Consider the following 24,437-nt stretch of genomic DNA (forward strand, 5'->3'; position numbering starts at 1 on the left):
AGCCGGCGGCGGCGGAGGCGGCGGGGGCGGAGGCGGCGGCGGCGGGGGCGGCGGCGGGGGCGGCGGCGGCGGAGCCGGCTCGACCGGGGCCGGAGCGCCACCGAAGTTGTACGCGATGGTCGCCAGCAGCGAGTGCGAGCGGAACCGGGTGCGGACGTTGCGGCCGGCGTTGTTCACCAGATCGTTGCCGTTCTGGTTGAAGAAGCGATACTTCAGACCGACGTCGAAGTGATCGCTGATCGGCGCGCGGATACCAGCGAGGGCCTGCCAGGCGAGACCGGTGTCGCTGTCAACCAGGCTGAGCGACGGGTTCGGGGTGAGCAGCGCATTCTTGACGCGACCCACGCCGATACCGGCACCGATGAAGCCCTGCAGACCATTGTCCGGCCCGAAATCGAGCAGGCCGTTGGTCATGAAGCTCAGCGCCTCGGCGCCGCCGCCGATTTGAGCGCTGGTGTAGCTGATGGCATTGCTGCTGTAGCTGCCTTCTTCGCCGCGGCGATAGCTCGCCTCGGCTTCGAGACGGAACCCGCCGAAGTCGTAGCCGACGATGCCGCCGAAGTCGTAGCCGCCCTTGATCTTCAGGGTGCCGTCGTTGTTCCGGCCGGTCAGGTTGAAGATGTCTTCAGCCTTCATGGCGCCGGCATCGGCTTCGACATACCACTGCTTGTCGCGAGCCTGGGCGGGAGTGACGAGAGCCGCTGCAGCAACGGCGGAAAGCAATGCGAGTTTTTTCATGGTCCCCTCATGAGACTAAGGAATCTGGCACCTCACTAGCGGTCCTACAATTTGGTTGCAATGCCATATGTGTTGCGCATCGGTTCTGAGGCATGTCCAAATGGACACGGCGAGACCAGCAAAAACGATCAGCACGCCGTCATGATTTCGCGGGAACGGCGCTATTCTTGGCTCCTACCCCCCTGGCTCACGGCTCGCACGGATGCCACCAGCCGATCGCGACGCGATCCGTGAATGCAGAATTTACCATGATTGGTACCGGCAAGTTGCAAAAGCGCAACAGCAGTTCCCGGTCCCTGGGCGGGTTACTCCCAGGGTCGGGGCGCGCCCGGCTCCAGGCGGTTCATCAGTTCGAGCCGCCGCGCCTGCCGTGATTCGAGCGTGAGGGTCAGGATCGGCTGGGGCCTGGCGACGAACTGGGTCGGCGACATGCCGAACAGGGCGGTGAACTCTCGAATCAGGTGGCTCTGATCGTAATAGCGCAGCGCCAGTTCCTCGGCCTCGGCCTGGTCGGCCACGCCGCGCAGGTGACTGGCCATGTCCAGCGCCCGCGCCCGGCGCAGGACCTGCTTGGGCGGCATGCCGAAATCGCGCCGCACGATCCGCTCCAACTGGCGCTGGGTAATGCCGCACTCCTGCGCGAAGTCGGCGACGCTCGCGGCCGGATCGGTGAAGGCCAGCGCCTCGAAGCGGGCGCTGACCGGATCGGGTCGCTGCACCCCCGGCTCATTGACCACGGCCCGGATCACGCTTTCAAGCTGAAGCAGCCAGGTTTCGGGGTCGGCCTGCGGGTCCAACTGCGCCAGGGCCTGTTCGCCGGGCAGGCGCAGTTCATCGCAGAACAACAGCTTGTCGACATAATCGACCGCGTTGACGCCGCGCACCGCATAGCCGCTGCCGGGACGCAGGGCGAGGCCGATGCTGACGAAGCTGCCCGTCACCGTCACTGGCATGCGCCGCGATTGCGGGCCGAAGAACAGCGCCGCCCGGCCATAGGCCTTCGGCCCTTCGGCGGTCTCGGCGGTCCACTGCCCGCGCAACTGGATGCGGATGGTGGCCACATCGTTGAACAGGCCGCAGACGGTGTGATGACCCTCGGGCGCTTCGACCACGGTGGCATAGAGCCGGCCGATCCACGGCGCCAGGTCCGGCGCCGGAGCCCGGTTGTAGGACAAGGGCTGCCCCCCGCGGGTCACCCCATGGGCAGGCGCGATCGCCGTGTCGACTGCCGGGAGTGTCCGTTTGCGCATAGCCCCCCACCAGGTGCAAGCCCTGCCTGGCTGCGACCCTTACTTTCGATCAGCGCAACCTACCCGCGATAGACCGGCTGACAAGCCCAAACCCGCGGATATCCGCCATTCGTTGTGGTTAATGGCGCGCTTGACCGCGGACCTGCTGCGGCGGCACAACCGCCCCCATGAAGCTCGACGCCGACATCGCTCTCGCCATCCGCCTCGCCGAGGCCGCCGGCGCTGCCATCCGCCCCTATTTCCGGACCGAATCGGGGGCCGAACGCAAACCCGACGCCTCGCCGGTGACCCTGGCCGACCGCGCCGCCGAGGAGGCGATGCGCCGCATCCTGACCGCCGAGGTCCCGCGCGACACGATCATCGGCGAGGAGTTCGGCGCCACGGCCGGGACGTCCGGCCGCAGTTGGGTGCTCGATCCGATCGACGGCACGGCCGGGTTCCTCGCCGGACGGCCGATCTTCGGCACCCTGATCGCCCTGGTGATCGAAGGCTGGCCGGTGCTGGGGATCATCGACCAGCCGATCCTGGGCGAACGCTGGATCGGGGCCAGCGGCCGGCCCACGACGCTCAACGGCCGGGAGGTGCGCACCAGAGCGTGCCGGGCCCTGGGCGATGCGACGATCGCCACCACCGGGCCGCACTATTTCGACGATCATGACGGCGCCCACTTCATGGCCCTGGCGGCGCGGACCGACCATCGCCGGATGGTCATGGGCGGGGACTGCTACAACTACGCGATGCTCGCCAGCGGGCAGGTCGATCTGGTCTGCGAGGCCAATCTCAAGCTGCATGACTGGGCCGCGCTGGTGCCGGTGGTCGAAGGCGCCGGCGGCACCATGTGCGACTGGACCGGCGAGCCGCTCCACGCCGGATCGAGCGGCCATGTCCTGGCACTGGGCGATCCGGCCCGGCTGGAGGACGTGGTCGAGGCGCTCGGTTGCAACCACTGACCCGGCTGGCCATGCGGCATCCGGGCGAAGCCGTTGGCCCGAAACCCTTGCCTTGTGCTGCGTTCCCGCCTAAGGGGCCGCCCTTCATTGACACGGAATCGATGGTCCGCCTGGCTATCTAGGGCTGCCATGGCGGATCGGACGTGTCTCGAACCAAGGAGACGAAAATGCCCAAGCTCAAGACGAAGAGCGGCGTGAAGAAGCGCTTCAAGCTCACCGCCACCGGCAAGGTGAAGCACGGTGTGGCTGGCAAGCGCCACCGCCTGATCAGCCACAATGGCAAGTATATCCGCCAGAATCGCGGCACCGACGTGATCTCCGACGCTGACGCGAAGGTGATCAAGAAGTGGGCGCCCTACGGGCTGAACTGAGGAGCGCTGACTTATGAGCCGTATCAAGCGGGGTGTTACCACCCGTGCCAAGCACAAGCGCATTCTGGATCAGGCGAAGGGCTATCGCGGCCGTCGCAAGAACACGATTCGCGTTGCCCGTCAGGCGGTCGAAAAGGCCGGCCAGTATGCCTACCGCGATCGCAAGGTTAAGAAGCGCAGCTTCCGCGCCCTGTGGATCCAGCGCATCAACGCGGCGGTCCGGGCCGAGGGCCTGACCTATTCGCAGTTCATCCACGGCACCAAGCTGGCGGGCATCGAGCTCGACCGCAAGGCCATGGCCGATCTGGCGATGAACGAAGGCGGGGTGTTCAGCGCCGTGATCGCCCAGGCCAAGGCCGCGCTGCCGGCCTGAGCCCGCGCCAGAGCCACGAGACCGGAAGGGCGCGGGCAGCGATGTCCGCGCCCTTTCTCATGGGCGGGCGGCGCGGTTGCCCCCCCGCGCCGGACGCACTAAAGGCCCACGCCTGACCAGGTATCCGCAAGAGATGGGAACCCCGTGAACACCGCAGCAACCGGACAGGACGCGCTGGCGCAGATCGCCGCCGCCGAGGACCTAGACAGCGTCGAACGGCTGCGTGTCGCCTTCCTGGGCAAGCAGGGGTCGATTTCCGGCCTGCTCAAGACGCTGGGTGCGATGAGCCCCGAGGAACGCCAGAGCGTCGGCCCGCAGATTCACGCCCTGCGCGAGAGCGTCACCACGGCGCTGGCCGAACGCAAGGCCGCGCTGGAGAGCGCCGCGCTCGAGGCCCGGCTCGCCGCCGAGACGGTCGACCTGACCCTGCCCGCGCCCGAGGCGCCGCGCGGCACGGTCCACCCGGTCAGCCAGGTCATGGACGAACTGGCCGAGATCTTCGCCGACCTGGGCTTCGCCGTGGCGACCGGGCCCGAGATCGAGGACGACTGGCACAACTTCACCGCGCTCAACATGCCGGAAAGCCATCCGGCGCGGGCGATGCATGACACCTTCTACTTCCCCGACGCCTCGCCCGCCGGCGGGAAGATGCTGCTGCGCACCCACACCTCGCCGGTGCAGATCCGGTCGATGCTGCAGCATGGCGCCCCGCTGCGGATCATCGCCCCAGGCCGCGTCTACCGCTCGGACAGCGACGCCACCCACACCCCGATGTTCCACCAGGTGGAAGGCATCGTGATCGACAAGGGGATCCACCTCGGCCACCTGAAGTGGACGCTGGAGACCTTCCTCAAGGCCTTCTTCGAGCGCGACGATATCGTCCTGCGCCTGCGCCCCAGCTACTTCCCCTTCACCGAGCCATCGGTCGAGGTCGACGTGGGCTTCGCGCTGCTCAGCGGGCCGGACGGCAAGAGTCGGCGGGTGCTGGGCGGTTCGGGCGATGCCCCCGGCCACGGCTGGATGGAGCTGCTCGGCAGCGGGATGGTCAACCGCAAGGTGATCGAATTCGGCGGGCTCGACCCGGACGAATGGCAGGGCTTCGCCTTCGGCATCGGCGTCGATCGGCTCGCCATGCTCAAGTACGGCATGGACGATCTGCGCGCCTTCTTCGACGGCGACCAGCGCTGGCTGGCGCACTACGGTTTCTCCGCGCTCGACGTGCCGACCCTGTCGGGCGGCGTCGGCACTCCGGCGTAAGGAGCAAGGTTTCATGAAGTTCTCGCTCACCTGGCTCAAGGACTACCTCGATACCGAGGCTTCCGTTGCCGAGATCGCCGCCGCGCTGAACGCCATCGGGCTGGAAGTGGAGGGGATCGAGGATCCCGCCGCGAAGCTGGCCGGCTTCCGCGTCGCCAGGGTGCTCACCGCCGCGCCGCACCCCAATGCCGACAAGCTGCAGGTGCTGACCGTCGACACCGGGGAAGGCGATCCGCTGCAGGTGGTCTGCGGCGCGCCCAATGCCCGCGCCGGTCTGGTCGGCGTGCTCGGCCTGCCGGGCGCGACCGTGCCGGTGAACGGCATGGTGCTGAAGGTTGCCGCGGTGCGTGGGGTCGAATCCAACGGGATGATGTGCTCGACCCGCGAGCTGGAGCTGGGCGAGGATCACGACGGGATCATCGAACTGCCCGCGGACGCCCCGATCGGCACACCCTTCGCCCAATACCATGGCGCCGATCCGGTGTTCGACGTGGCGATCACCCCCAACCGGCCCGACTGCATGGGCGTCTACGGCATCGCCCGCGACCTCGCGGCGGCGGGGCTTGGGGCGCTGCGGTCGGTCGAGGTCGGTGCGCGGGCTTCGACAGGCTCAGCCCGAGCGGGTCTGGGGATTGAAACAAACACAACCTCCGCTCAGCCTGAGCCTGTCGAAGGCCACGCGCCAAGCTTCCCCTGCCCCACCGAGATCCGCACCGACGATCCCGAAGGCTGCCCCGCCTTCCATGGCCGCGTCATCAAGGGCGTGACCAACGGCCCCTCGCCGCAGTGGCTGCAGGACCGGCTGAAGAGCGCGGGGCAGCGCCCGATCTCGGCGCTGGTCGATCTGACCAACTACGTGATGCTGGGCTTCGGCCGCCCGGCCCATGCCTATGACCTCGCGAAGCTCACCGGCGCGGTCGTCGCCCGCCGTGCGCGCGAGGGCGAGACCTGCCTGGCGCTCAATGGCAAGACCTATGCCCTCACCCCCGAGATGACCGTGATCGCCGACGCGGCCGGGGTGCACGACATCGCCGGGATCATGGGCGGCGAGCATTCGGGCTGTTCGGACACGACCACCGACGTGCTGCTGGAGGTGGCCTATTTCGATCCCGAGCGGATCGGGGCGACGGGCCGCGCACTCAACCTCACCTCGGATGCACGCAGCCGGTTCGAGCGCGGGGTCGATCCGCTGTTCCTCGATACGGGGTTGGAACTGCTCACCCGGCTGATCCTCGAGACCTGCGGGGGCGAAGCGTCGGACGTGGTCCGCGCCGGCACCGCGCCGCGCGACACCGCCGTGGTGGCTTATGACCCCGCGCTGGCCGAGACCCTGGGCGGGGTGGCGATCCCCGCCGGAGAGCAGCGTCGCATTCTGGAAGCGCTGGGCTTCAGTGTGGGCGAGGACTGGACCGTCACCGCGCCCGGCTGGCGCCCCGACGTGGTCGGCGCGCCCGACCTGGTCGAGGAGGTTGTCCGGATCTGGGGGCTCGACAACATCGAGTCCGTCCCCCTGCCGCGCGCCGATGGCGTGGCCCGGCCGACCGCGACCCCGGCGCAGAAGCTGGAACGGCGCGTGCGCCGCGCCGCCGCCGCGCGCGGGCTGAACGAGGCCGTGACCTGGTCCTTCCTGCCGGTGAGCGAGGCGCAGGCCTTTGTCCTTCGACAGGCCCAGGATGAGCGGGAATCGCCGCTGTGGGTGCTCGACAACCCGATCAGCGAGGACATGAAGGCGATGCGCCCCTCGCTGCTACCCGGGCTGCTCTCGGCCGCGCGGCGCAATCTTGATCGCGGCGCAGGATCGCTGCGGCTGTTCGAGATCGGCCGCCGCTATCTGCGCGGCGCCGAGGGGACGAGCGACGAGCGCCTGACGCTGGGCGTGGTGCTGGCTGGCGAGCGCACCGTACGCGGCTGGGCAACGGGCAAGGCCCAGCCCTTCGATGCCTTCGACGCCAAGGCCGAGGCCCTGGCCCTGCTGGCCGAGGCCGGTGCGCCGGTCGACAACCTGCAGGTCATGGGCGAGGCCGGGCCGCAGTTCCACCCGGGTCAGTCGGCCACGCTGCGGCTGGGCCCCAAGACCGTGCTCGCCCGCTTCGGCCTGCTCCATCCGGCCACGGCCAGGGCCTTCGACCTGTCCGGTCCGATCGCCGTAGCCGAGCTGTTCCTGGATGCCATCCCGGCGAAGCGCGGTGCGGTCGGCTTCGCCCGCCCCGGCTACGCCCCGCCGGCGCTGCAGCCCGTGACCCGCGACTTCGCCTTCCTGGTCGCGGCCGACAAGCCGGCCGGTGACCTGGTCCGTGCGGTCAAGGGGGCCGACAAGGCCAACATCGTCAGCGCGCGCCTGTTCGACGATTTCCGCGGCCAGGGCGTGCCCGAGGGGCAGAAGTCGCTGGCGGTCGAGGTGACGTTGCAGCCCGTCGAGAAAAGCTATGCCGAGGCCGACCTCAAGGCCATCGCCGACAAGGTGACGGCGGCGGCGGCCAAGCTTGGAGCCGTGCTGCGCGGCTGAGGCCGGTCGCTCTTCACCCTCAAGACGGCGTCATCCTGAACGTGTTTCAGGATCCGTCGGGCGGCGGGGCGCCAGGCTGGGCAAGATCGCGAGACCCGGTCCGAAGCGTGCAAGCTTCGCGCTTGGGGCGACATGGACCCTGACACGAGTTCAGGGTGACGAGAGTTTCGTGCATGGCGGGCGGCCCGGAGTGCCAGTTCCTGGCACCCGCCCTGCCCACCCCCTCGCTTTTCCGTCCGAATCCCCCTAACGGCGCGGCCATGACCACCCCATCCTCGCGCCGCACCTTCGCGATCATCTCCCACCCGGACGCGGGCAAGACCACGCTGACCGAGAAGCTGCTGCTGCAGGGCGGCGCGATCCATCTGGCCGGCGAGGTCAAGGCGCGTGGGCAGGCCCGGCGCGCCCGGTCGGACTGGATGAAGATCGAACAGCAGCGCGGCATCTCCGTGACCAGCTCGGTCATGACCTTCCGCAAGGTGTTCGACGACGGGCGCGACATCACCTTCAACCTGCTCGACACCCCGGGCCACGAGGACTTCTCGGAGGACACCTACCGCACGCTCACCGCGGTCGATTCGGCGATCATGGTGATCGACGCGGCCAAGGGCATCGAGCCGCAGACCCGCAAGCTGTTCGAGGTCTGCCGGATGCGCTCGGTGCCGATCATCACCTTCGTCAACAAGGTCGACCGCGAAGGCCGCGCGGTGTTCGAGACGCTGGACGAGGTGGCCGATGCCCTCGCGCTCGACGTGGTGCCGATGTCCTGGCCGGTGGGCATGGGCGGCACCTTCCAGGGCGTGCTCGATTTCGCCACCGGTCTGGTCAGCCGGCCCGAGGGCGACAGCCGCGAGTTCCTGGGCAAGCGCGAGGCGATGGAGATCCCGCCGGAGATCGCCGAGGAGATCGAGCTGGGCCAGGCCGGCTATCCCGAATTCGATCTGGAGGCCTATCGCCATGGCGATCTGACCCCGGTCTACTTCGGTTCCGCGCTCAAGAACTTCGGCGTGGCCGAACTGATCGACGCGATCGCCCGCTTCGCCCCGCCGCCGCGACCGCAATCGTCGGACCAGGGCACGATCAGCCCCGAGCGGGCCGACGTGACCGGCTTCGTGTTCAAGGTCCAGGCCAACATGGACCCCCAGCACCGGGACCGGATCGCCTTCATGCGGATGGTTTCGGGCACGTTCAAGCGGGGCATGAAGCTCACCCCCTCGGGGCTGGGCAAGCCGATCGCGGTCCATTCGCCGATCCTGTTCTTCGCGCAGGACCGCGAGATTGCCGACACCGCCGAGGCCGGCGACATCATCGGCATCCCCAACCACGGCACCCTGCGGGTGGGCGATACCCTGTCCGAGAAGAACGACGTGCGCTTCACCGGGCTGCCCAACTTCGCGCCCGAAATCCTGCGCCGCGTCGCGCTGAAGGATCCGACCAAGACCAAGCAGCTGCGCAAGGCGCTCGACGACCTGTCGGAAGAGGGCGTGATCCAGGTGTTCTACCCGGAGATCGGCGCGCAGTGGATCGTCGGAGTGGTCGGCCAGCTCCAGCTCGACGTGCTGATCAGCCGGCTCGAGGCGGAATACAAGGTCGAGGCCGTGCTCGAGGAATCGCCGTTCGACACGGCGCGCTGGCTCAAGGGCAGCGATGCCGCGCTGAAGGCCTTCGCCGATTTCAACAAGAGCAACCTGGCCAAGGACCGCGACGGCGACCCGGTGTTCATGGCGCGATCGTCCTGGGACGTGGGCTATCAGCAGGAACGCAATCCGGAGCTGGTGTTCAGCGCGACCAAGGAGCGATGAGGAGAGCGCAGATGCCCCTCTCCAACTGCGGCTAGGCCGCTGCACGGCCAAGCCTCCGTATCCTCTCCCCCGCCGGGGGAGAGGATGGCGCAGCTTGTCGCGAAGCGACTGGCGAAGCCTGGAGAGGGGTGACGGCCCCGGTCCGCCCACGCTACTCTCCCGCCCCATGCAGCTCACCTTCGCCAGCTACAACATCCACAAGGCGGTCGGACTGGACCGCCGGCGCGATCCGGACCGGATCCTGGCGGTGCTGCGCGAGATCGACGCCGATGTCATCGCGCTGCAGGAGGCGGACCTGCGCTTCGGGCCGCGCACCAGCGTGATTCCACGCCAGACCCTGGACGACTACACGCCGTGGCGGGCCGTGCCGCTCAACCAGCGGCCCGACAGCATCGGGTGGCATGGCAATGCGCTGCTGGTCCGCCGCGGGATCGAGGTGGTGGACGCGGCGATCGTGCCCCTGCCCACGCTGGAGCCACGCGGGGCGGTGCGCGCCGACCTGCTGGCGGGCGGGCGGCGGGTGCGCGTGATCGGCATGCACCTGGACCTCAGCGGATTGCGACGGCGGCAGCAGTTGCGCACGCTGCTCGGCCATGTCGGGTCCTGCCCCCAGCCCTGCCCGGCCGTGCTGATGGGGGACTTCAACGAGTGGTCCCGGCATGGCGGCAGCCTGAGGGAATTCGCCGGCCCCGACTGGCAGGTGCTGGCCCCGGGCCGCAGCTTTCCCAGCCGCCGCCCGATCGCGATGCTCGACCGGATCGTGGCATCGGGCGAGTGGCAGACGCTGGAGAGCCGGGTCCATCACAGCGCGCTGGCGGCCCGCGCATCGGATCACCTGCCGGTGACCGCGCGCCTGTTGCTCCCGACCGATACTGCTGCCTGAATTTTAGGCAGGCTGCACAGGATTCGAGCGCGACGGGGCGGAACGACTCGGCCGCGCCCTCACGCCCGTTTGGAACTTGGCAAGGATTCCAAGCAAACGGTAAATTGGCACGGGCCTTGCTGTAGGGGTTTTGCCGGCGACGGGACCGGTAGGCTTCCAGGGGGCACCGATGAAATTCATCATCGCCATCATCAAGCCGTTCAAGCTCGACGAGGTGCGTGAAGCCCTCGGCGCCATTGGCGTCGCAGGGATGACCGTGTCCGAGGTCAAGGGCTTTGGACGCCAGAAGGGCCAGACGGAGATTTACCGCGGCGCCGAATATTCCACGAACATGCTGCCCAAGGTGAAGCTCGAGATTGCCGCCGCCGACAGCCTGGCCCCGCAGATCGTCGAAACGATCCAGCAGGTCGCCAGCACCGAAGCGATCGGTGACGGCAAGATCTTCGTGCTCGACCTGGCCGAAGCGGTCCGCATCCGCACCGGCGAGGCCGGCGACACCGCGCTGTGACCGGCGTGTCCGACAGGAGGGAAACCACCATGAACCGCAAGACTGCCAAGATCGGCAAGCTGTGCGCGGGCCTCGGCGCGATGGGAGCCTCGCTCTTCGCCGCCACCGCCGCATTTGCCCAGGACGCTACCGAAGCCGCGACCGAAGCGGCCACTGCCGCCGCCCAGGCGGCCACCACTGCCGCGGCCACCACGCTGATCAAGGCCCCCGCGGCCGACCAGCTCGCCGCCATGTCGAACAAGGGCGACACCGCCTGGATGCTGGTCTCGTCCGCCCTGGTGCTGATGATGAGCATCCCCGGCCTCGCCCTGTTCTATGGCGGCCTGGTGCGCACCAAGAACATGCTGAGCGTCTGCATGCAGGTGTTCATGATCGTGTCCGTCGCCGGCCTCGTCTGGGCCAGCTGGGGCTACTCGCTGTCGTTCACCGGCGGCTCGCCCTACATCGGCGGCCTGTCGAAGGCCTTCCTCGCGGGCGTCACCTCGAGCAGCTACGCGGCGACGTTCTCCAACAACGTCTACATCCCCGAGCTGGCCTTCGTGGTCTTCCAGATGACCTTCGCGATGATCACCCCGGCGTTGATCGTCGGCGCCTTCGCCGAACGCATCAAGTTCACCCCGCTGATCGTGTTCGTGGTGCTGTGGCTCACCGTGGTCTACTTCCCGATCGCCCACATGGTCTGGTACTGGGCCGGTCCGGACTTCCTGCCGGATGCTCCGACCGACACGGGTCTGCTGTGGGGCATGGGCGCGCTCGACTTCGCCGGCGGCACCGTGGTGCACATCAACGCCGGGATCGCGGGCCTGGTCGGCTGCCTCATGATCGGCAAGCGCGTCGGCTTCGGCAAGGAAGCCACCCCGCCGCACTCGCTGACCATGACCATGATCGGCGCCGCCCTGCTGTGGGTGGGCTGGTTCGGCTTCAACGCCGGCTCCAACCTGGAAGCCAATGGCGTGACCGCGGTGGCCTTCATCAACACCATGGTCGCCACCTGCGCCGCAGCGGTCTCGTGGTCGATCATCGAACAACTGCACCACGGCAAGCCCTCGATGCTGGGCGCCGCGACGGGTGCCGTGGCCGGTCTGGTCGCGATCACCCCGGCCTCGGGCCTGGCCGCGCCGATGACCTCGATCGTGATGGGCCTGCTCGTCTCGCCGGTCTGCTACCTGTTCGTCGCCGTGGTGAAGAACAAGCTGAAGTACGACGACACCCTGGACGTGTTCGGCGTCCACTGCGTCGGCGGGATCTTCGGGGCGATCGCCACCGGCATCGTCGCCGACCCGGCGCTGGGGGGTCAGGGCTTCTTCGACTACACCCAGTTCCCCGCCGCGACCGGTGTCTATGACATGGGTGCCCAGGTCATGACCCAGATCAAGGCCGTCCTCCTGACCATCGTCTGGTCGGGTGTGGGTTCGGCGGTGCTCTACTTCATCGTCGACAAGGTGTTCGGCCTGCGTCCGACCGAAGAGGCCGAGCGCGAAGGGCTCGACATCTCCGAGCACGGCGAGCGCGCCTACAACTACTGATCTGCTGAGCTTGGCGGGGTCGGAGGTTCCTCCTCTCCTCCCCTTCGACCCCGCCATCCGACGTTCCTCCTGCGAACGCCACCTAGGGTCCGGAGCCAGCCGCTCCGGACCCGATTTTCGTTGATGGGATCGCCGGCCATCCGCAATGATTGCAGGATGGTGCCGCTTCTCCCCCTGCTGCTGTCCGCCACGGCTCCGGCCACCGAAGACCCGCCGCAAGCCGCGCGGCCCCTGCCCGGCTATGCCCTGGGTCAGCCCCTGGCCGAATCCCGCCAGGTGGTCCCGCCCGGCGAGACCCGCGGCACATGGGTGCTGCGCTGCGCCGGAGACGTGGGCGCTCCGGCCGGGCTGGGCGCGGCCCCTTCAGCCGCGACGGAAGCCCTGCACTGCTGGCCGATGCGCATCGGCGCCGATGGAGAGCGCCGCGCCTCGGCCTGGCACCGGCATGCCGCGGCGATCGAGGATCTGGAGTTCCGCGGGGACCGTCTCGCCCTGATCCGGATCGTGACCCGTGCCGCCGACGGGACGACGCGGGTCGAGGTGTTCACGACCGGAGCGGGCGCGGCGCGCTAAGGCCCGGGCTCACGCCACAGGCGCTTGATATCGGCGGACGAGCGGCGGCTGCCGTCATGGCTCCAGCCCGGCGGCCCGAAGACATAACCCAGCTTGGCCCGCCACGGCGCCCGCCAGACATCGGCGGCGATCGCCAGCCATTCGTGGAAGGCGGCCAGCAGGAGATTGAAGGTGCCGAGCTGGCGCACGATCCCGAAATGGATCGTCAGATCGTCACGCTCGCGCTGGAACGTGCCGAACAGGCGGTCCCACACGATCAGGACCCCGGCGTAGTTGCGATCCAGATAAGGCGCCTCGACCGCATGGTGCACGCGGTGGTGCGAGGGGGTGTTGAACACCGCTTCGAACCAGCGGGGCATCCGTCCGATCGCCGTGGTGTGGATCCAGAACTGGTAGATCAGGTTGAGCGCGCCGCAGGTGATCAGCATCGCCGGCGGGAAGCCTAGCAGCACGATCGGCAGGCGGAAGGCGAACGAGGCGGACAGGAACCCGGTCCATGGCTGGCGCAGCGCGGTCGACAGGTTGTAGTGCTGGCTGGAGTGGTGGTTGACATGGGCAGCCCAGAACCACCGCACCCGGTGCGCGGCCCGGTGCCACAGGTAATAGGCCAGGTCATCCAGCAGGAAGCAGGCCAGCCAGGTCCACCAGACCCAGCCGAGCGTCGCGAACCGGAACCCGTAAAGCCAGGTGCCAAGGTCCAGCACGATCCCGGCAGTAAGCAATCCGGCGACCACGCTGCCCAGTCCGAGCATCAGCGAGACAAAGGTATCGCGCGGCTCGTAAGCCAGCGGATCGCGCCGCCGCGCCCAGGCCATCTCCAGCGCGATCAGCAGGACGAAGCCTGGAATGGCGAAGGGAATGGGATCGAAACCGGTCATGCCAGGCCCTCGTTGCGGGCCCCGGCGTGATCGCCCAGCCGTCGCAGACTGGCCGCCCAGTGTTGCGCCTCGGCGCCCAGATCGAGCGTGATCGGCTCGAAGCCCGGCTCGGGCAGGGCGAAGCGGAGGAACTGGCGTTCCAGTTGGATGCCCTGGTGGCTGGTCAGCAGGCGGGCGACGAACCGGGCCCCGTGGCGCCGCAGCAGGATGACCTGCCCCCCGTCATCGGCCAGCAGGGCCCCCAGGCCCGCCCGGTCCAGGCTGATCGCGGTCGGCCGGAAGGCGCAGTCCGCGGCCTGGGCCAGGGCCCGCGCCTCGTTGGGATCGCGCAACCGCACGTCGGCCCCAAGGCCCAGGCTCCGCGCCAGCAGGCTGAGCGCGACGATCGCGACCAGCGAGCCGAGCGGGACCAGCACGGCAAGAACGAGCGGGCCTGGCACCATGGGCTGGACGGATCAGGCCGAGCGCGCGGCAAGCATGTCGAGCAGGCTGCGGATCGGGCCAAGATCATAGCCCGCGCGGGCGGCCGCCATGGCGAGGTCGTCGGGGCTATCGCCCTGCGCGGCGCGGGCCAGGGCCCACAGCAGGGTCGACCGCGTGCCCGACCGGCAATAGGCCAGCACCGGCCCGGGCGCGCCGTCGAGCGCGGCCGCCATGGCCTGGACCTGAGGCTCGCTGAAGCCCGCATGGGTCACCGGGATCGCCACGTAGTCGATCCCGGCGGCGTGCGCGGCGGCCGCGATGTCGGGGCCGGCGATCTGGTCCGGGCTCTCGCCCTCCGGGCGGTTGTTTATGATCAGCGCGATGCCCAGGTCCTTCGCCGCGGCGACATCGGCCAGGTCGATCTGGGGGCTGGCGTAGATGCCTTCGCCAAGGGCGCGGAAGTCGGATCCGGTCATCGGGCAGTTCTCACGATTGGGCCGCCCGTTCGCGCGCCTTCGCGCGGCGGTTGCGGCTGATGATGTTCAGCGTCTCGACCCCGGCCGAGAAGCCCATGGCCGCATAGACATAGCCCTTCGGGATATGCACCCCGAAGCCGTCGGCGATCAGGACCAGCCCGATCATCACCAGGAAGGCCAGGGCCAGCATCACAAGGGTGGGGTTGCGCTCGATGAAGCGCGACAGCGGATCGGCGGCGACCATCATCAGACCCACCGTGATCACCACGGCAGTGATCATGATCGGGACCTCGTCGGTCATCCCGACCGCGGTCAGGATCGAATCGATCGAGAACACCAGGTCGAGCGCGATGATCTGGGCAATCGCGGCGCCGAAGGCGATCTGGGCGACACCCTTGTCATGGTCGAGCAGCTCGCCGCTGGTCGGCTCCGAGTCGATGTTGTGGTGAATCTCCTTGGTCGCCTTCCACAGCAGGAACAGTCCACCGGCAATCAGGATCAGGTCACGCCCGGAGAAGGCGGTCTCGAAGGTGGGTTCGCCGTAAGGACCCGGTGCGCCGCTGAAGCCGAGGTCGAAGAGCGGGGCCTGCAGGGTCACGATCCAGCCGATCAGGGTGAGCAGGCCAATCCGCATGACCAGCGCCAGGGCCAGCCCGAGGCGCCGCGCCTTGTTCTGCTGTTCCGGCGGCAACTTGTTGGAAAGGATGGCGATGAACACCAGATTGTCGATGCCGAGAACGATCTCGAGAGTGACCAGTGTGACCAGCGCGGCCCAGGCAGAAGGATCGGCAATAAGCGACATGATGGTCATGCCCCGGCTTTTGCCAAGGTCATGCCGGCGTGACAAGCAGAAGCCCCGCACCGCGCCGGAGACGATTGTTTCGGTGAGTCCGATTCCATTCGCCCTTGTGGATATTTTCGGCTATGCCCGAAGATGCAGAGGAGAGGGTTGCGGCCAGCCGCAATCGCTGGCCCTGTTGCCTGGCGGGTTTCGTCCGCGCCGTCCGGGCATCGTGATTGGGGCGAAGCGAAGGTAAGTTCGGGTTTATGGGTTTCGATAGAGGACGTCGCGGCAGGGGCCGCGACAAGCGGGACGGTTTCGGGGAAGAAGGCTTCGACCCCTTCTACGGCGGCGGTGATCGTGGCGGTTTCGGCGGCGGTGATCGCTTCGGTGGCGACCGCGGCGGATATGGCGGCGGCGGCGGCCGTGGCGGCTTCGGCGGTGGTGATCGCGGCGGCTTCGGCGGCGGTGGCGGCGGCCGCGGGTTTGGCGGCGGTGGCGGCGGCGGTGGTCGCGGCGGCTTCGGCGGCGGCGATCGCGGCGGAATGCCGGCCCAGGTCGTTGGCCAGGGCAAGGGCGTCGTCAAGTTCTTCAACGGCCAGAAGGGCTTCGGCTTCATCCAGCGCGAAGACGGCGGCGAGGACGTGTTCGTCCACATCAGCGCGGTCGAGCGGGCCGGCCTCGAAGGCCTGGCCGAGGGTCAGGGCCTGGAGTTCTCGCTGGTCGATCGCGGCGGCAAGATTTCGGCGGCCGATCTGGTCGTGGTGGGTGACGTGATCCCGGTCGCCAAGCGCGAACCGGCTGCGCCGCAGCGCCAGCTGACCGGCGAAAAGGCCACCGGCACGGTCAAGTTCTTCAACTCGATGAAGGGCTTCGGCTTCATCACCCGTGACGACGGGCAGCCCGATGCCTTCGTTCACATCAGTGCGGTGGAGCGCTCGGGCATGCAGGGCCTGAACGAGGGCGACCGACTGGAGTTCGACATCGAAGTCGATCGACGAGGCAAGTACTCGGCGGTCAACCTCGTGCCGCGTCAGGGTTGACCCAGCCCGCACGCCCTTCGGACATTTGACCGAAGGCACGCGACAACATAACGCGCGCAAGTGGCGGCCCTACCCGGGGCCGCCATTTGTCGTTTGCGTCTTTCCCGTCTTTCGATTCGCCAGGCAGGCACGCGCCACAGGCCTGGCCCGCATGCAAAGGACCCGTTCGATGTCGATCTCTCCGCTGATGCCCGTGTACCCCCGGTGCGGCTTCCGGCCGGTTCGTGGCGACCACTGTCACCTGATCGGCGAGGACGGCCGCCGCTACCTGGACTTCGCCGCGGGCATCGCCGTAAACATCCTGGGCCATTCGCATCCGGGGCTGATCGGCGCGATCCAGCGGCAGGCCGAAACGCTGATGCACGTCTCCAACCTCTACGGCAGCCCGCAGGGCGAGCATCTGGCGCAGCGGCTGGTCGACCTGACCTTTGCCGACACGGTGTTCTTCACCAATTCGGGGGCCGAGGCGGTGGAATGCGCGATCAAGACCGCGCGGGCCTATCACCAGCACGTCGGCAACGATCACAAGTTCGAACTGATCACCTTCAACAACGCCTTCCACGGCCGCACGCTCGCCACGATCAGCGCGTCGAGCCAGGAGAAGATGCACAAGGGCTTCCTCCCCCTGCTGCCCGGCTTCAAGTATGCTCCGTTTGACGATCTGGAAGCGGCCAGGGCGCTGATCGGGCCCAACACCGCCGGCTTCCTCGTGGAACCGGTCCAGGGCGAAGGCGGCATCCGCCCGGCCAGCGACGCCTTCATGCAGGGCCTGCGCGCGCTGTGCGACGAGCATGACCTGCTGCTCGTGCTCGACGAAGTGCAATGCGGGGTGTGCCGCACCGGCAGCTTCTATGCCTATGAACAGTACGGCATCACGCCCGACGTGCTGGCCACGGCCAAGGGGATCGGCGGCGGCTTTCCGCTCGGCGCCTGCCTGGCGACCGAGAAGGCCGCGCGCGGCATGGTCGCAGGGACTCACGGATCGACCTATGGCGGCAATCCGCTGGCCATGGCGGCGGGCGAGGCTGTGCTTGATGCCGCGGCCAACCCCGCATTCCTCGAGCACGTTCGCACCATGGGGGAACGGTTGCGAGCGCGGCTGGAGCAGTTCATCGGCAATTATCCGGAGCTGTTCGAGCTGGTCCGCGGACGCGGCCTGATGCTGGGCGTGAAGATGAAGGGCGAACCCCGCCCCTTCGTCGCCCATCTGCGTGACAATCATCAGCTTTTGACCGTGGCCGCCGGGGACAACACCCTGCGGCTGGTGCCGCCGCTGGTGATCGACGAAAGCCACATCGACGAGTTCATGGACAAGCTCTCGGCCGCGGCGGCGAGCTACCAGGTGGAGCAACCGGCATGACGGTCCGGCACTTCCTCAACCTGACCGACGCCGGTGGCGACGCCGTCGCCGCGATGCTGAACGACGCGCTCGATCGCAAGGCCGCCCGGGCGGCCTGGCCCAAGGGCTGCAGCGATGCCGACGCCCCCCTGGCGGGGCGGGTGCTGGCCATGATCTTCGAGAAGAACTCGACCCGCACCCGCGTTTCCTTCGACATGGCGATGCGCCAGCTGGGCGGCACGGCCATCGTGATGGACGCCGGCGGGATGCAACTGGGGCGGGGCGAATCGATCGCCGATACGGCCCGGGTGCTCAGCCGGATGGTCGATGCCGTCATGATCCGGACCGACGACCATGCCAAGATCGAGGAACTGGCGGCCCAGGCCTCCGTTCCGGTGATCAATGGCCTCACCGACCTGTCCCATCCGTGCCAGATCATGGCCGATCTGCTGACCGTGATCGAACACGGCAAGGCGCTGCCCGGGCTTGAAGTCGCCTGGGTGGGCGACGGCAACAACGTGCTGCATTCGATCATCGAGGCCGCCGGCCTGATGAAGTTCAACGTCCGGGTGGGCGTGCCGGAAGGCTACGATCCCGATCCGCGGTTCGCCGCCGCGGCGGCAACGGCCGGGGCCCGGGTGACCACCCATCGCGACGCTGCGGAGGCCGTTTCGGGGGCCGACGTGGTGGTCACCGACACATGGATTTCGATGGGCCAGGCCCATGCCGAGGCCAAGCTGGCCGCCATGACGCCGTTTCAGGTCAACCCGGCCTTGATGGCGCGGGCCAAGGCCGATGCCCTGTTCCTGCATTGCCTGCCCGCGCACCGCGGCGAAGAGGTGACCGATGCGGTCATCGACGGGCCGCAGTCCGTGGTCTGGGACGAGGCGGAGAACCGCGTCCATGCCCAGAAGAGCGTGCTGCGCTGGGTCTTTGGCCAACTGTGAGCGACATGATGCCAGCCAGCCCGGAGAGTGCCGAGACCGGCCACGATCAGGTCCTCGGCTTCACGGTTCCGGGCCGCAATGCCCGGGGCCGGGTGGTGCGGATGGGCCCCGTGCTCGAACGCATTCTCGGCGCCCACGCCTATCCCGCGGCCATCCGCCACCTGCTGGCCGAAGCGCTGGTGCTCACCGTGCTGATGGGCTCGCTGCTCAAGGACGAGGAGAGCCAACTGACGGTCCAGGCCCAGACCGAGGGCGGGATCGTCGACTTGCTGGTGTGCGACTATCGTGCAGGTGAAGTGCGCGGCTATGTCCGCCACGACGCCGAGCGGTTGAGCGCCCTGGGAGCAAACCCGTCGCTTTATGCCCTGTTCGGCAAGGGCTACCTGGCGATCACCTTCGATCTGGCGGCGACCGGCCAACGGTACCAGGGCATCGTTCCGCTGGAGGGAGATTCGCTGGCGGCGGCCTGTGAAAGCTACTTCGCGCAGTCCGAGCAGGTTCCCACCCTGATCCGCGTCGGAATCCGGTCGACCGCGCAGGCCTCGGTGGCCGGCGGCCTGCTGGTCCAGCACCTTCCCGATGGCGAGGAGGGCCGCGAACGTCTGCACGTGCGGATGGATCATCCGGACTGGGAGCATGTCGCCGTCATCGCGGGTTCGCTGCGCCACGACGAGCTGGTCGATTCCGACCTGTCGCTGGAGGCGGTGCTCTGGCGCCTGTTCCACGATGAGCGCGAGGTGCGGATCGATCCCGGCGCCGTGCTGGAACGCGGCTGCCGCTGCTCGGTCGACTATTACCAGGGTGTCCTGTCGCGCTTCGCCGCCGCCGATCTGGACGAGATGCGCGACGAGACCGGCACGATCAGCGTGGACTGCGCATTCTGCTCGAAGGTCTTCGCAATTCCGGTTTAACGCTTCACGGCTATCATCACACGGTTGGTCGCAGGGCCGTGCGCTCCTATATGGGGTGCGGTGGGTCGGAGCGGGAGCCGCGCGATGGGGACTTGGCATGCACGATGGCTGGTTCCGGGAAGCCTGACCTTGGCGGCCCTGGGTGCCGCCGTACCCACGGTGGCCGTGGCCCCCGACGTGCCGGTGCTGGGCAGGCTGCAGGATGGGCTTTGGGAGCTGCGCTTTCGCGACGGCAGCCCGGGCCGGCGGGTCTGCTGGCACGATCCCTGGCGACTGATCCAGTTGGAGCATCCCGATCTGGCCTGCGACCGGCTGGTGATCGAAAACAGCCCCGATGCGGCGAGCGTGCAGTACACCTGCCGCGGCAAGGGCTACGGCCGGACGACGATCCGCCGCGAGAGCAGCCAGCTTTTGCAGCTTGAAACGCAGGGTGTGGCTGGCGGGCTGCCCTTCGTGATGACCGGCGAGGGGCGTCGGGTGGGCGATTGCCCGACGACGGCCCGACCACAAGTGGTTGCCAGCACCAGCCGGCCTGACTAGCCCGGGGGCATGACCAAGCTGCCACAAACAACCTCGCGCGATGCCGTCGTCCTCCTGTCGGGCGGGCTCGATTCGATGGTCGCCGCGGGGCTCGCCCGGGAGGCCGGCTATCGCATCCATGCGCTGACTATCGACTACAACCAGCGCCACCGCTGCGAGCTCGACGCCGCAGCGCGGATCGCCGGGCATCTGGGCGTGGTCCGCCATGTCGTGCTGCCACTGGACTTGCGCCAGTTCGGCGGGTCGGCCCTGACCGACGACATTCCGGTGCCCAAGGACGGGGTCGGGCCCGGCATTCCGGTAACCTATGTGCCCGCCCGGAACCTGGTGTTCCTCTCGCTGACCCTCGCCTGGGCCGAGACCCTGGGTGCGCAGGACATTGTCATCGGGGTCAACGCACTCGACTATTCAGGCTATCCCGATTGCCGGCCCGAGTTCATCGCCGGGTTCCAGCACCTGGCCACTCTCGCCACCAAGGCCGGAGATGAAGGCACGGCCATCCGCATCCATGCTCCCCTGCAGCACATGGGCAAGGATGCCATCGCCGCCGAGGCCGCCCGGCTCGGGCTCGACGCCGGAATGAGCTGGTCGTGCTACGATCCTCAGCCGGATGGGCGGGCCTGCGGGGTCTGCGACAGTTGCCGGCTGCGCCGGGACGGTTTCGCCCGCGCCGGGCTGGTCGATCCGACCGAGTACGCCGCCTGACCCTGCGAAAAAGGGGCCGGATCGCTCCGGCCCCTTTCGCGTGGGTGGCCAATCTTGGGATGGTCCCTACATCCCCGAACCCGGACCGTAAGTGATCTCGACACGGCGATTCTGCAGCTCGCGGACCCCATCCGCCGTGGGTACGCGGGGATTGGCTTCGCCGAACGCCTGGGCCGAGATTGCCGCGGCAGGCACCCCGTGACCGGTCAGATAGGCCTGCACCGCCTCGTTGCGCCGGCCTGACAGCGCGACATTGTACTGGGTGGAACCCGAACGGTCGGCATAGCCGGCCAGCATGATCGGGACACTCTGGCAGTTGCCATAGGCCGTGATGGCGCTGTCGAGGATCGTCGCGGCCTCGGGCGTGACGTCAGCCTTGTTCCAGTCGAAGAACACGATGTACGGCCCCTTGTTGCACACCGGCGCCGGCGGAGGAGGAGGCGGCGGTGGGGGCGGCGGCGGCGGCGGAGGGGGAGGCGGAGGCGGCGGCGGCGGCGGGGCGACCTGCTCGACCGGGGCCGGCGCACCCCCGAAATTGAAGGACAGCGTGGCCAGCAGCGAGTGCGAGCGGAAGCGGGTCCGCACGTTCTGCCCGACGTTGTTGACCAGATCGTTGTGGTCCTGGTTGTAGAAGCGGTACTTCAGGCCGACGTCGATGTTGCTGGTCAGCGGCGCACGCACCCCCGCCAGGGCCTGCCACGCGAAGCCGGTATCGCTGTCGACCAGATTGATCGCCGCAGTGGGCGTGAGCAGCGCGTTCTTGACCCGACCGATCCCGGCGCCACCGCCAACGAAGCCCTGCAGGCCGTCGTCCGGACCGAAGTCGAGCAGGCCGTTGGCCATGAAGCTGAGCGCCTCGGCTCCGCCCCCGACCTGATTGTCGGCATAGCTGAACGCCTGGCTGCGATAGGCCTTTTCCTCGACCCGGCGATAGCTCGCCTCGGCCTCGAGGCGGAAGCCGCCGAAATCGTAGCCGACGATACCACCGAAGTCGTAGCCGATCTTGGTTTCCAGCGTGCCGTCGTTGTTGGCACCGGTCAGGTTGAAGATGTTCTCCGCTTTCACCGCCCCGGCATCGGCTTCGACATACCACTGCTTGTCGCGGGCATGCGCCGGCACCGCCAGAGCGGTGGTGGCCATGGCCAGACCAAGAACAAGTTTACGCATCATGGTTCCCCTTTTTGCCGCCCGCGTCGGGCGCGGCCGGAAAAGTCGTCGGTTCGAACGCATGCCTGGCAGGCACGCTGGACACGCGCCGGAATCGGCCATCGGCTGTCCGGAACGCCACGAGAGACCTCGTGTGCCGCTCAAACCGGTCGGTCCGGGAATGGTTCCGTGAATCAGGCCGGGAAGACGGCCCACTGTTGCAGGGCCGCAACAAGCGCGGCGATCGCGGCCCGCGCCTCGACATCGATCACGGCGCCGCCGACCGGGGCCGGTGGCCGGGCCGGAGCCCGCCAGGTCCCCGCCACCCGATGCAGCATCTGGCGGCGCCCGCGATCGAGCACCTGCATCCCGTCACGCGGGGGCGCGAACAGCCACTGTCCCGTCTGGCGCAACGCCAGCAGGCCATCGCAGCCCGCCCAGTCGCCGCTCGCCCCGGTGGCCACGAGCCAGGCGGTGCCGTCGGCCGCCGCGGCCGGCGGCGCGACCGCCTCGCCCTCGATGGCGCAGTGCACCAGGCCATCCAGGGCGGACAGCGCCTGGTTGACGAAGACCTCCTTCTGCGCCTGGCCCGCAGGCGTGACTGTGTTGGGGCCCGCGCAGCGATTCGGGTTCGCCGGCCGAGAACAGCGTGGCCTGCGCCCCGCTGGGCCAGGTCAGCCGGCGCAGCGAGCTTTCGTAATGCGGTTCCTGTCCCGGAGGAGCGATCCGGCGCAGGCCGCTCTCGCCCTCGACCATGATCGCCCGCGCCTCGCCCAGGCTGGCGCCGATAAGGGCGATCCGCGCCGCGCCATCGGCGCTGGCGATGGCCTGGACCCATTCGGCCCCGGCCCGGGTCTTGCCGAAGCCGCGCCCGGCCAGGATCAGCCAGCGCAGCCAGTCCCCCTCCGGAGGCAGCTGCGCCCGCCGCGCCCAGACCGGCCAGGTTCGTCGCCAGCGATTGCGCTCGGCCCGGTCCATGCGCGCGACCAGACTGGACTTCTCCGCATCGGTGGCCCGGTTCAGCCACTGGAACCAGGCGGGAGTCGCCGCCTCGGGGAGGGTAACCGGGCCCATGCCCTCGCGGCTTGCGGCCCCGGAGGCAGGCTCAGGCACCGGCCGCCTCACGGTCAGCCGGGCTGCCGGGCACCGCGGAGGGGGTCACCGGCGGCACCCGTTCCATCGCTTCCCGTTCGAGCACTTCGTCGCGCAGCCGCGCCAGCTTCTCCTCGATCGAGGCGCGCACCGCCTCGGCCGAGACATGATCCTGCTGCGCCATGTACCGGGCGCGGCTGTCGCGATGGGCAAGAAGCAGCCGCAGGGCGGTGGCATTGTCATAGCGTCGGGTCGCGTCCCGCGGCTCGCCCTCGCGCAGGCGGGCCAGCAGCTCGACCTCGAGCTGGTCGTAACCCTCGCACAGGGCCGCCAGCCAGTCCTGGGCGAAATCGCGATCCTCGCGCTTGGTCTTGTAGACCCAGCTTACGCTGACCTGGGCCTGCTGCGCGGCCGCGGTGACATTCGACGTCTGCGCCAGGGCGGCCAGGAACTGGCTGCGCCAGTTGCGCGGCGCGCCAGGGCGAAACGGGCGACGCGGCGCGTCACCGACGGGGTGCGTCATGCTGGGGGTCCCATAGCCGGGGTGGGGTGATGCGGGAGGCGACAGGCGGAAGGGCCGGGAGAGGCCGGAGCGACTCGGACTATCGCGATGTTCCGTTTATGTACCGAAACAGCGTGACGATGTCAAGCCATTTCACCAAATAGGTTATATTGTGCCGGCTTGCGGGGTTCCTGCCGCGCCCCTATGGCGGAGGCGATCATCACGGGAGCCCGGGAATGCTGCGCCGCCTCTACGACTGGACCCTGGCCAAGGCCGCCGATCGCCGGGCCGAGGCATGGCTGGCGCTGTTCGCCTTTGTCGAGGCGAGCTTCTTCCCGGTCCCGCCGCACCCGCTGCTCGGCGTGATGTGCCTGGCCGAGCCGCGCAAGGCCCTGCGCTTCGCGGCGATCGCCACCCTCGCCTCGGTCGCGGGGGGCCTGCTCGGCTATGCCATCGGCCACTTCCTCTACGAGGCCATCGGCGCGCAACTGCTGCACTGGCTGGGCCTGGAGCGGAGCTTTCCCAAGGCGGCCTGCTACCTGCGCGAGACGGGCTTCTGGATCTTCGTGGTCAAGGGGGCGACCCCGATCCCGTTCAAGCTGCTGACCATCACCGCCGGCTTCATCGCCATGCCGCTGGGCACCTTCCTGCTCGCCAGCCTGGCCAGCCGGGCGATCAGCTTCATGATCGTGGGCGTGCTGTTCCGCCTGTTCGGTGCGCCGATCAAGGCTTTCATCGACAAGTACCTGGCCCTGGTCACCATCGGCTTCGTGGCACTGGTGCTGGCCGGCTTCGCGGCGGTCACCCTGCTGGAAGGCGGCACCCATCGCCCCGGATCGAAGTGCGACAGCGTGACCGCGATCAGCCTGGTGCCCCCGTCCCGCTAGCCTCTCCGGAACCGGCGGGACCCGCCACGG

Annotated in this window: 26 protein-coding genes and 1 pseudogene; 17 read left to right on the forward strand and 10 right to left on the reverse strand. The window is 68.6% G+C overall.

Annotated features, from left to right (window positions below):
- Together H7F49_RS12700 and H7F49_RS12705 are read right to left on the reverse strand one after the other, a co-directional pair.
- The coding region (locus H7F49_RS12700; RefSeq protein WP_185683977.1) for an outer membrane protein at positions 1-738 on the reverse strand (738 nt) is incomplete at its 3' end.
- Between the two features lie 305 nt (positions 739-1,043).
- Positions 1,044-1,988, reverse strand: a complete 945-nt coding sequence (locus tag H7F49_RS12705; RefSeq protein ID WP_185683978.1) for a helix-turn-helix domain-containing protein — start codon at positions 1,986-1,988, stop codon at positions 1,044-1,046.
- Positions 1,989-2,155: 167 nt separating this feature from the next.
- On the opposite strand from H7F49_RS12705, the gene H7F49_RS12710 reads away from it, so the two are divergent.
- From H7F49_RS12710 to H7F49_RS12755, 10 genes are all read left to right on the forward strand, one after another.
- On the forward strand, positions 2,156-2,938 hold the full coding sequence (locus H7F49_RS12710; RefSeq protein ID WP_185683979.1) for an inositol monophosphatase family protein: 783 nt from the start codon (positions 2,156-2,158) through the stop codon (positions 2,936-2,938).
- 167 nt (positions 2,939-3,105) lie between these two features.
- Positions 3,106-3,309 (forward strand): 50S ribosomal protein L35, encoded by a 204-nt coding sequence (gene rpmI, locus H7F49_RS12715; RefSeq protein ID WP_054531242.1) that lies wholly within the window; start codon positions 3,106-3,108, stop codon positions 3,307-3,309.
- A 13-nt stretch (positions 3,310-3,322) separates the two neighbouring features.
- Positions 3,323-3,682, forward strand: a complete 360-nt coding sequence (gene rplT, locus H7F49_RS12720; protein ID WP_185680710.1) for a 50S ribosomal protein L20 — start codon at positions 3,323-3,325, stop codon at positions 3,680-3,682.
- 144 nt (positions 3,683-3,826) lie between these two features.
- A complete protein-coding gene (pheS, locus tag H7F49_RS12725) occupies positions 3,827-4,939 on the forward strand; it encodes a phenylalanine--tRNA ligase subunit alpha (RefSeq protein ID WP_185683980.1) in 1,113 nt (370 codons plus the stop codon).
- A 13-nt stretch (positions 4,940-4,952) separates the two neighbouring features.
- The gene (gene pheT, locus H7F49_RS12730) at positions 4,953-7,445 is read left to right on the forward strand and encodes a phenylalanine--tRNA ligase subunit beta (RefSeq protein ID WP_185683981.1); all 2,493 of its coding nucleotides are present in this window, start codon (positions 4,953-4,955) and stop codon (positions 7,443-7,445) included.
- Between the two features lie 260 nt (positions 7,446-7,705).
- Positions 7,706-9,247, forward strand: a complete 1,542-nt coding sequence (locus H7F49_RS12735) for a peptide chain release factor 3 (RefSeq protein WP_185683982.1) — start codon at positions 7,706-7,708, stop codon at positions 9,245-9,247.
- Positions 9,248-9,413: 166 nt separating this feature from the next.
- On the forward strand, positions 9,414-10,130 hold the full coding sequence (locus tag H7F49_RS12740) for an endonuclease/exonuclease/phosphatase family protein (RefSeq protein WP_185683983.1): 717 nt from the start codon (positions 9,414-9,416) through the stop codon (positions 10,128-10,130).
- Positions 10,131-10,299: 169 nt separating this feature from the next.
- Positions 10,300-10,638, forward strand: a complete 339-nt coding sequence (locus tag H7F49_RS12745) for a P-II family nitrogen regulator (protein WP_185680705.1) — start codon at positions 10,300-10,302, stop codon at positions 10,636-10,638.
- 29 nt (positions 10,639-10,667) lie between these two features.
- Positions 10,668-12,164, forward strand: a complete 1,497-nt coding sequence (locus H7F49_RS12750) for an ammonium transporter (RefSeq protein WP_185683984.1) — start codon at positions 10,668-10,670, stop codon at positions 12,162-12,164.
- A 156-nt stretch (positions 12,165-12,320) separates the two neighbouring features.
- Positions 12,321-12,737 (forward strand): hypothetical protein, encoded by a 417-nt coding sequence (locus H7F49_RS12755; protein WP_185683985.1) that lies wholly within the window; start codon positions 12,321-12,323, stop codon positions 12,735-12,737.
- Here the strand turns inward: H7F49_RS12755 and H7F49_RS12760 are convergent.
- Genes H7F49_RS12760 through H7F49_RS12775 form a run of 4 tightly spaced genes read right to left on the reverse strand, consistent with a single transcriptional unit; the run spans position 12,734 to position 15,325 of the window.
- The gene (locus H7F49_RS12760) at positions 12,734-13,615 is read right to left on the reverse strand and encodes a sterol desaturase family protein (RefSeq protein WP_185683986.1); all 882 of its coding nucleotides are present in this window, start codon (positions 13,613-13,615) and stop codon (positions 12,734-12,736) included. The genes H7F49_RS12755 and H7F49_RS12760 overlap by 4 nt on opposite strands.
- Positions 13,612-14,055: a hypothetical protein gene (locus H7F49_RS12765; protein WP_328806730.1), complete on the reverse strand. Its 444-nt coding sequence runs from the start codon at positions 14,053-14,055 to the stop codon at positions 13,612-13,614. The genes H7F49_RS12760 and H7F49_RS12765 overlap by 4 nt, the downstream gene beginning before the upstream one ends.
- Before the next feature lie 15 nt (positions 14,056-14,070).
- A complete protein-coding gene (locus H7F49_RS12770) occupies positions 14,071-14,514 on the reverse strand; it encodes a TIGR01244 family sulfur transferase (protein ID WP_185683988.1) in 444 nt (147 codons plus the stop codon).
- Positions 14,515-14,524: 10 nt separating this feature from the next.
- The gene (locus H7F49_RS12775) at positions 14,525-15,325 is read right to left on the reverse strand and encodes a TerC family protein (protein WP_185683989.1); all 801 of its coding nucleotides are present in this window, start codon (positions 15,323-15,325) and stop codon (positions 14,525-14,527) included.
- A gap of 236 nt (positions 15,326-15,561) precedes the next feature.
- Between H7F49_RS12775 and H7F49_RS19905 the strand changes: the two genes are divergently transcribed.
- The 6 genes from H7F49_RS19905 to queC all read left to right on the forward strand — a co-directional run bounded on the left by H7F49_RS19905 (position 15,562) and on the right by queC (position 20,780).
- Positions 15,562-16,338: a cold-shock protein gene (locus H7F49_RS19905; protein WP_185683990.1), complete on the forward strand. Its 777-nt coding sequence runs from the start codon at positions 15,562-15,564 to the stop codon at positions 16,336-16,338.
- Between the two features lie 169 nt (positions 16,339-16,507).
- On the forward strand, positions 16,508-17,698 hold the full coding sequence (locus H7F49_RS12785) for an aspartate aminotransferase family protein (protein WP_185683991.1): 1,191 nt from the start codon (positions 16,508-16,510) through the stop codon (positions 17,696-17,698).
- A complete protein-coding gene (gene argF, locus H7F49_RS12790; protein WP_185683992.1) occupies positions 17,695-18,624 on the forward strand; it encodes an ornithine carbamoyltransferase in 930 nt (309 codons plus the stop codon). Before H7F49_RS12785 ends, argF begins: the two co-directional genes overlap by 4 nt.
- 5 nt (positions 18,625-18,629) lie before the next feature.
- Positions 18,630-19,535, forward strand: coding sequence for an Hsp33 family molecular chaperone HslO (hslO, locus tag H7F49_RS12795; RefSeq protein WP_235982137.1), 906 nt, complete (start codon positions 18,630-18,632; stop codon positions 19,533-19,535).
- A gap of 129 nt (positions 19,536-19,664) precedes the next feature.
- Entirely contained in the window at positions 19,665-20,075 is a 411-nt protein-coding gene (locus tag H7F49_RS12800) for a DUF3617 domain-containing protein (protein WP_235982138.1), read from the forward strand.
- 9 nt (positions 20,076-20,084) lie between these two features.
- Positions 20,085-20,780, forward strand: coding sequence for a 7-cyano-7-deazaguanine synthase QueC (gene queC, locus H7F49_RS12805; RefSeq protein WP_185683994.1), 696 nt, complete (start codon positions 20,085-20,087; stop codon positions 20,778-20,780).
- Positions 20,781-20,846: 66 nt separating this feature from the next.
- On the opposite strand, the gene H7F49_RS12810 is transcribed toward queC, so the two are convergent.
- The 4 genes and pseudogenes from H7F49_RS12810 to H7F49_RS12825 form a co-directional block, all read right to left on the reverse strand.
- Entirely contained in the window at positions 20,847-21,947 is a 1,101-nt protein-coding gene (locus H7F49_RS12810) for an OmpA family protein (protein ID WP_185683995.1), read from the reverse strand.
- 173 nt (positions 21,948-22,120) lie between these two features.
- Positions 22,121-22,459 carry a DUF2793 domain-containing protein gene (locus H7F49_RS12815; RefSeq protein ID WP_328806731.1) on the reverse strand — a complete coding sequence of 113 codons (339 nt, stop codon included), beginning with the start codon at positions 22,457-22,459 and terminating at the stop codon, positions 22,121-22,123.
- Positions 22,460-22,535: 76 nt separating this feature from the next.
- A pseudogene (locus tag H7F49_RS12820) lies at positions 22,536-23,000 on the reverse strand (terminase large subunit domain-containing protein); the annotation flags it as partial.
- 31 nt (positions 23,001-23,031) lie between these two features.
- Entirely contained in the window at positions 23,032-23,541 is a 510-nt protein-coding gene (locus tag H7F49_RS12825; protein WP_185683996.1) for a hypothetical protein, read from the reverse strand.
- A 215-nt stretch (positions 23,542-23,756) separates the two neighbouring features.
- Here H7F49_RS12825 and H7F49_RS12830 point away from each other — a divergent pair, with 215 nt between their 5' ends.
- Complete coding sequence (locus H7F49_RS12830; protein WP_185683997.1) at positions 23,757-24,407, forward strand: YqaA family protein; 651 nt, start codon at positions 23,757-23,759, stop codon at positions 24,405-24,407.
- Positions 24,408-24,437 lie beyond the last annotated feature (30 nt).

The sequence above is a fragment of the Novosphingobium aerophilum genome (genome assembly GCF_014230305.1).
GTDB classification, from domain to species: Bacteria; Pseudomonadota; Alphaproteobacteria; order Sphingomonadales; family Sphingomonadaceae; genus Novosphingobium; species Novosphingobium aerophilum.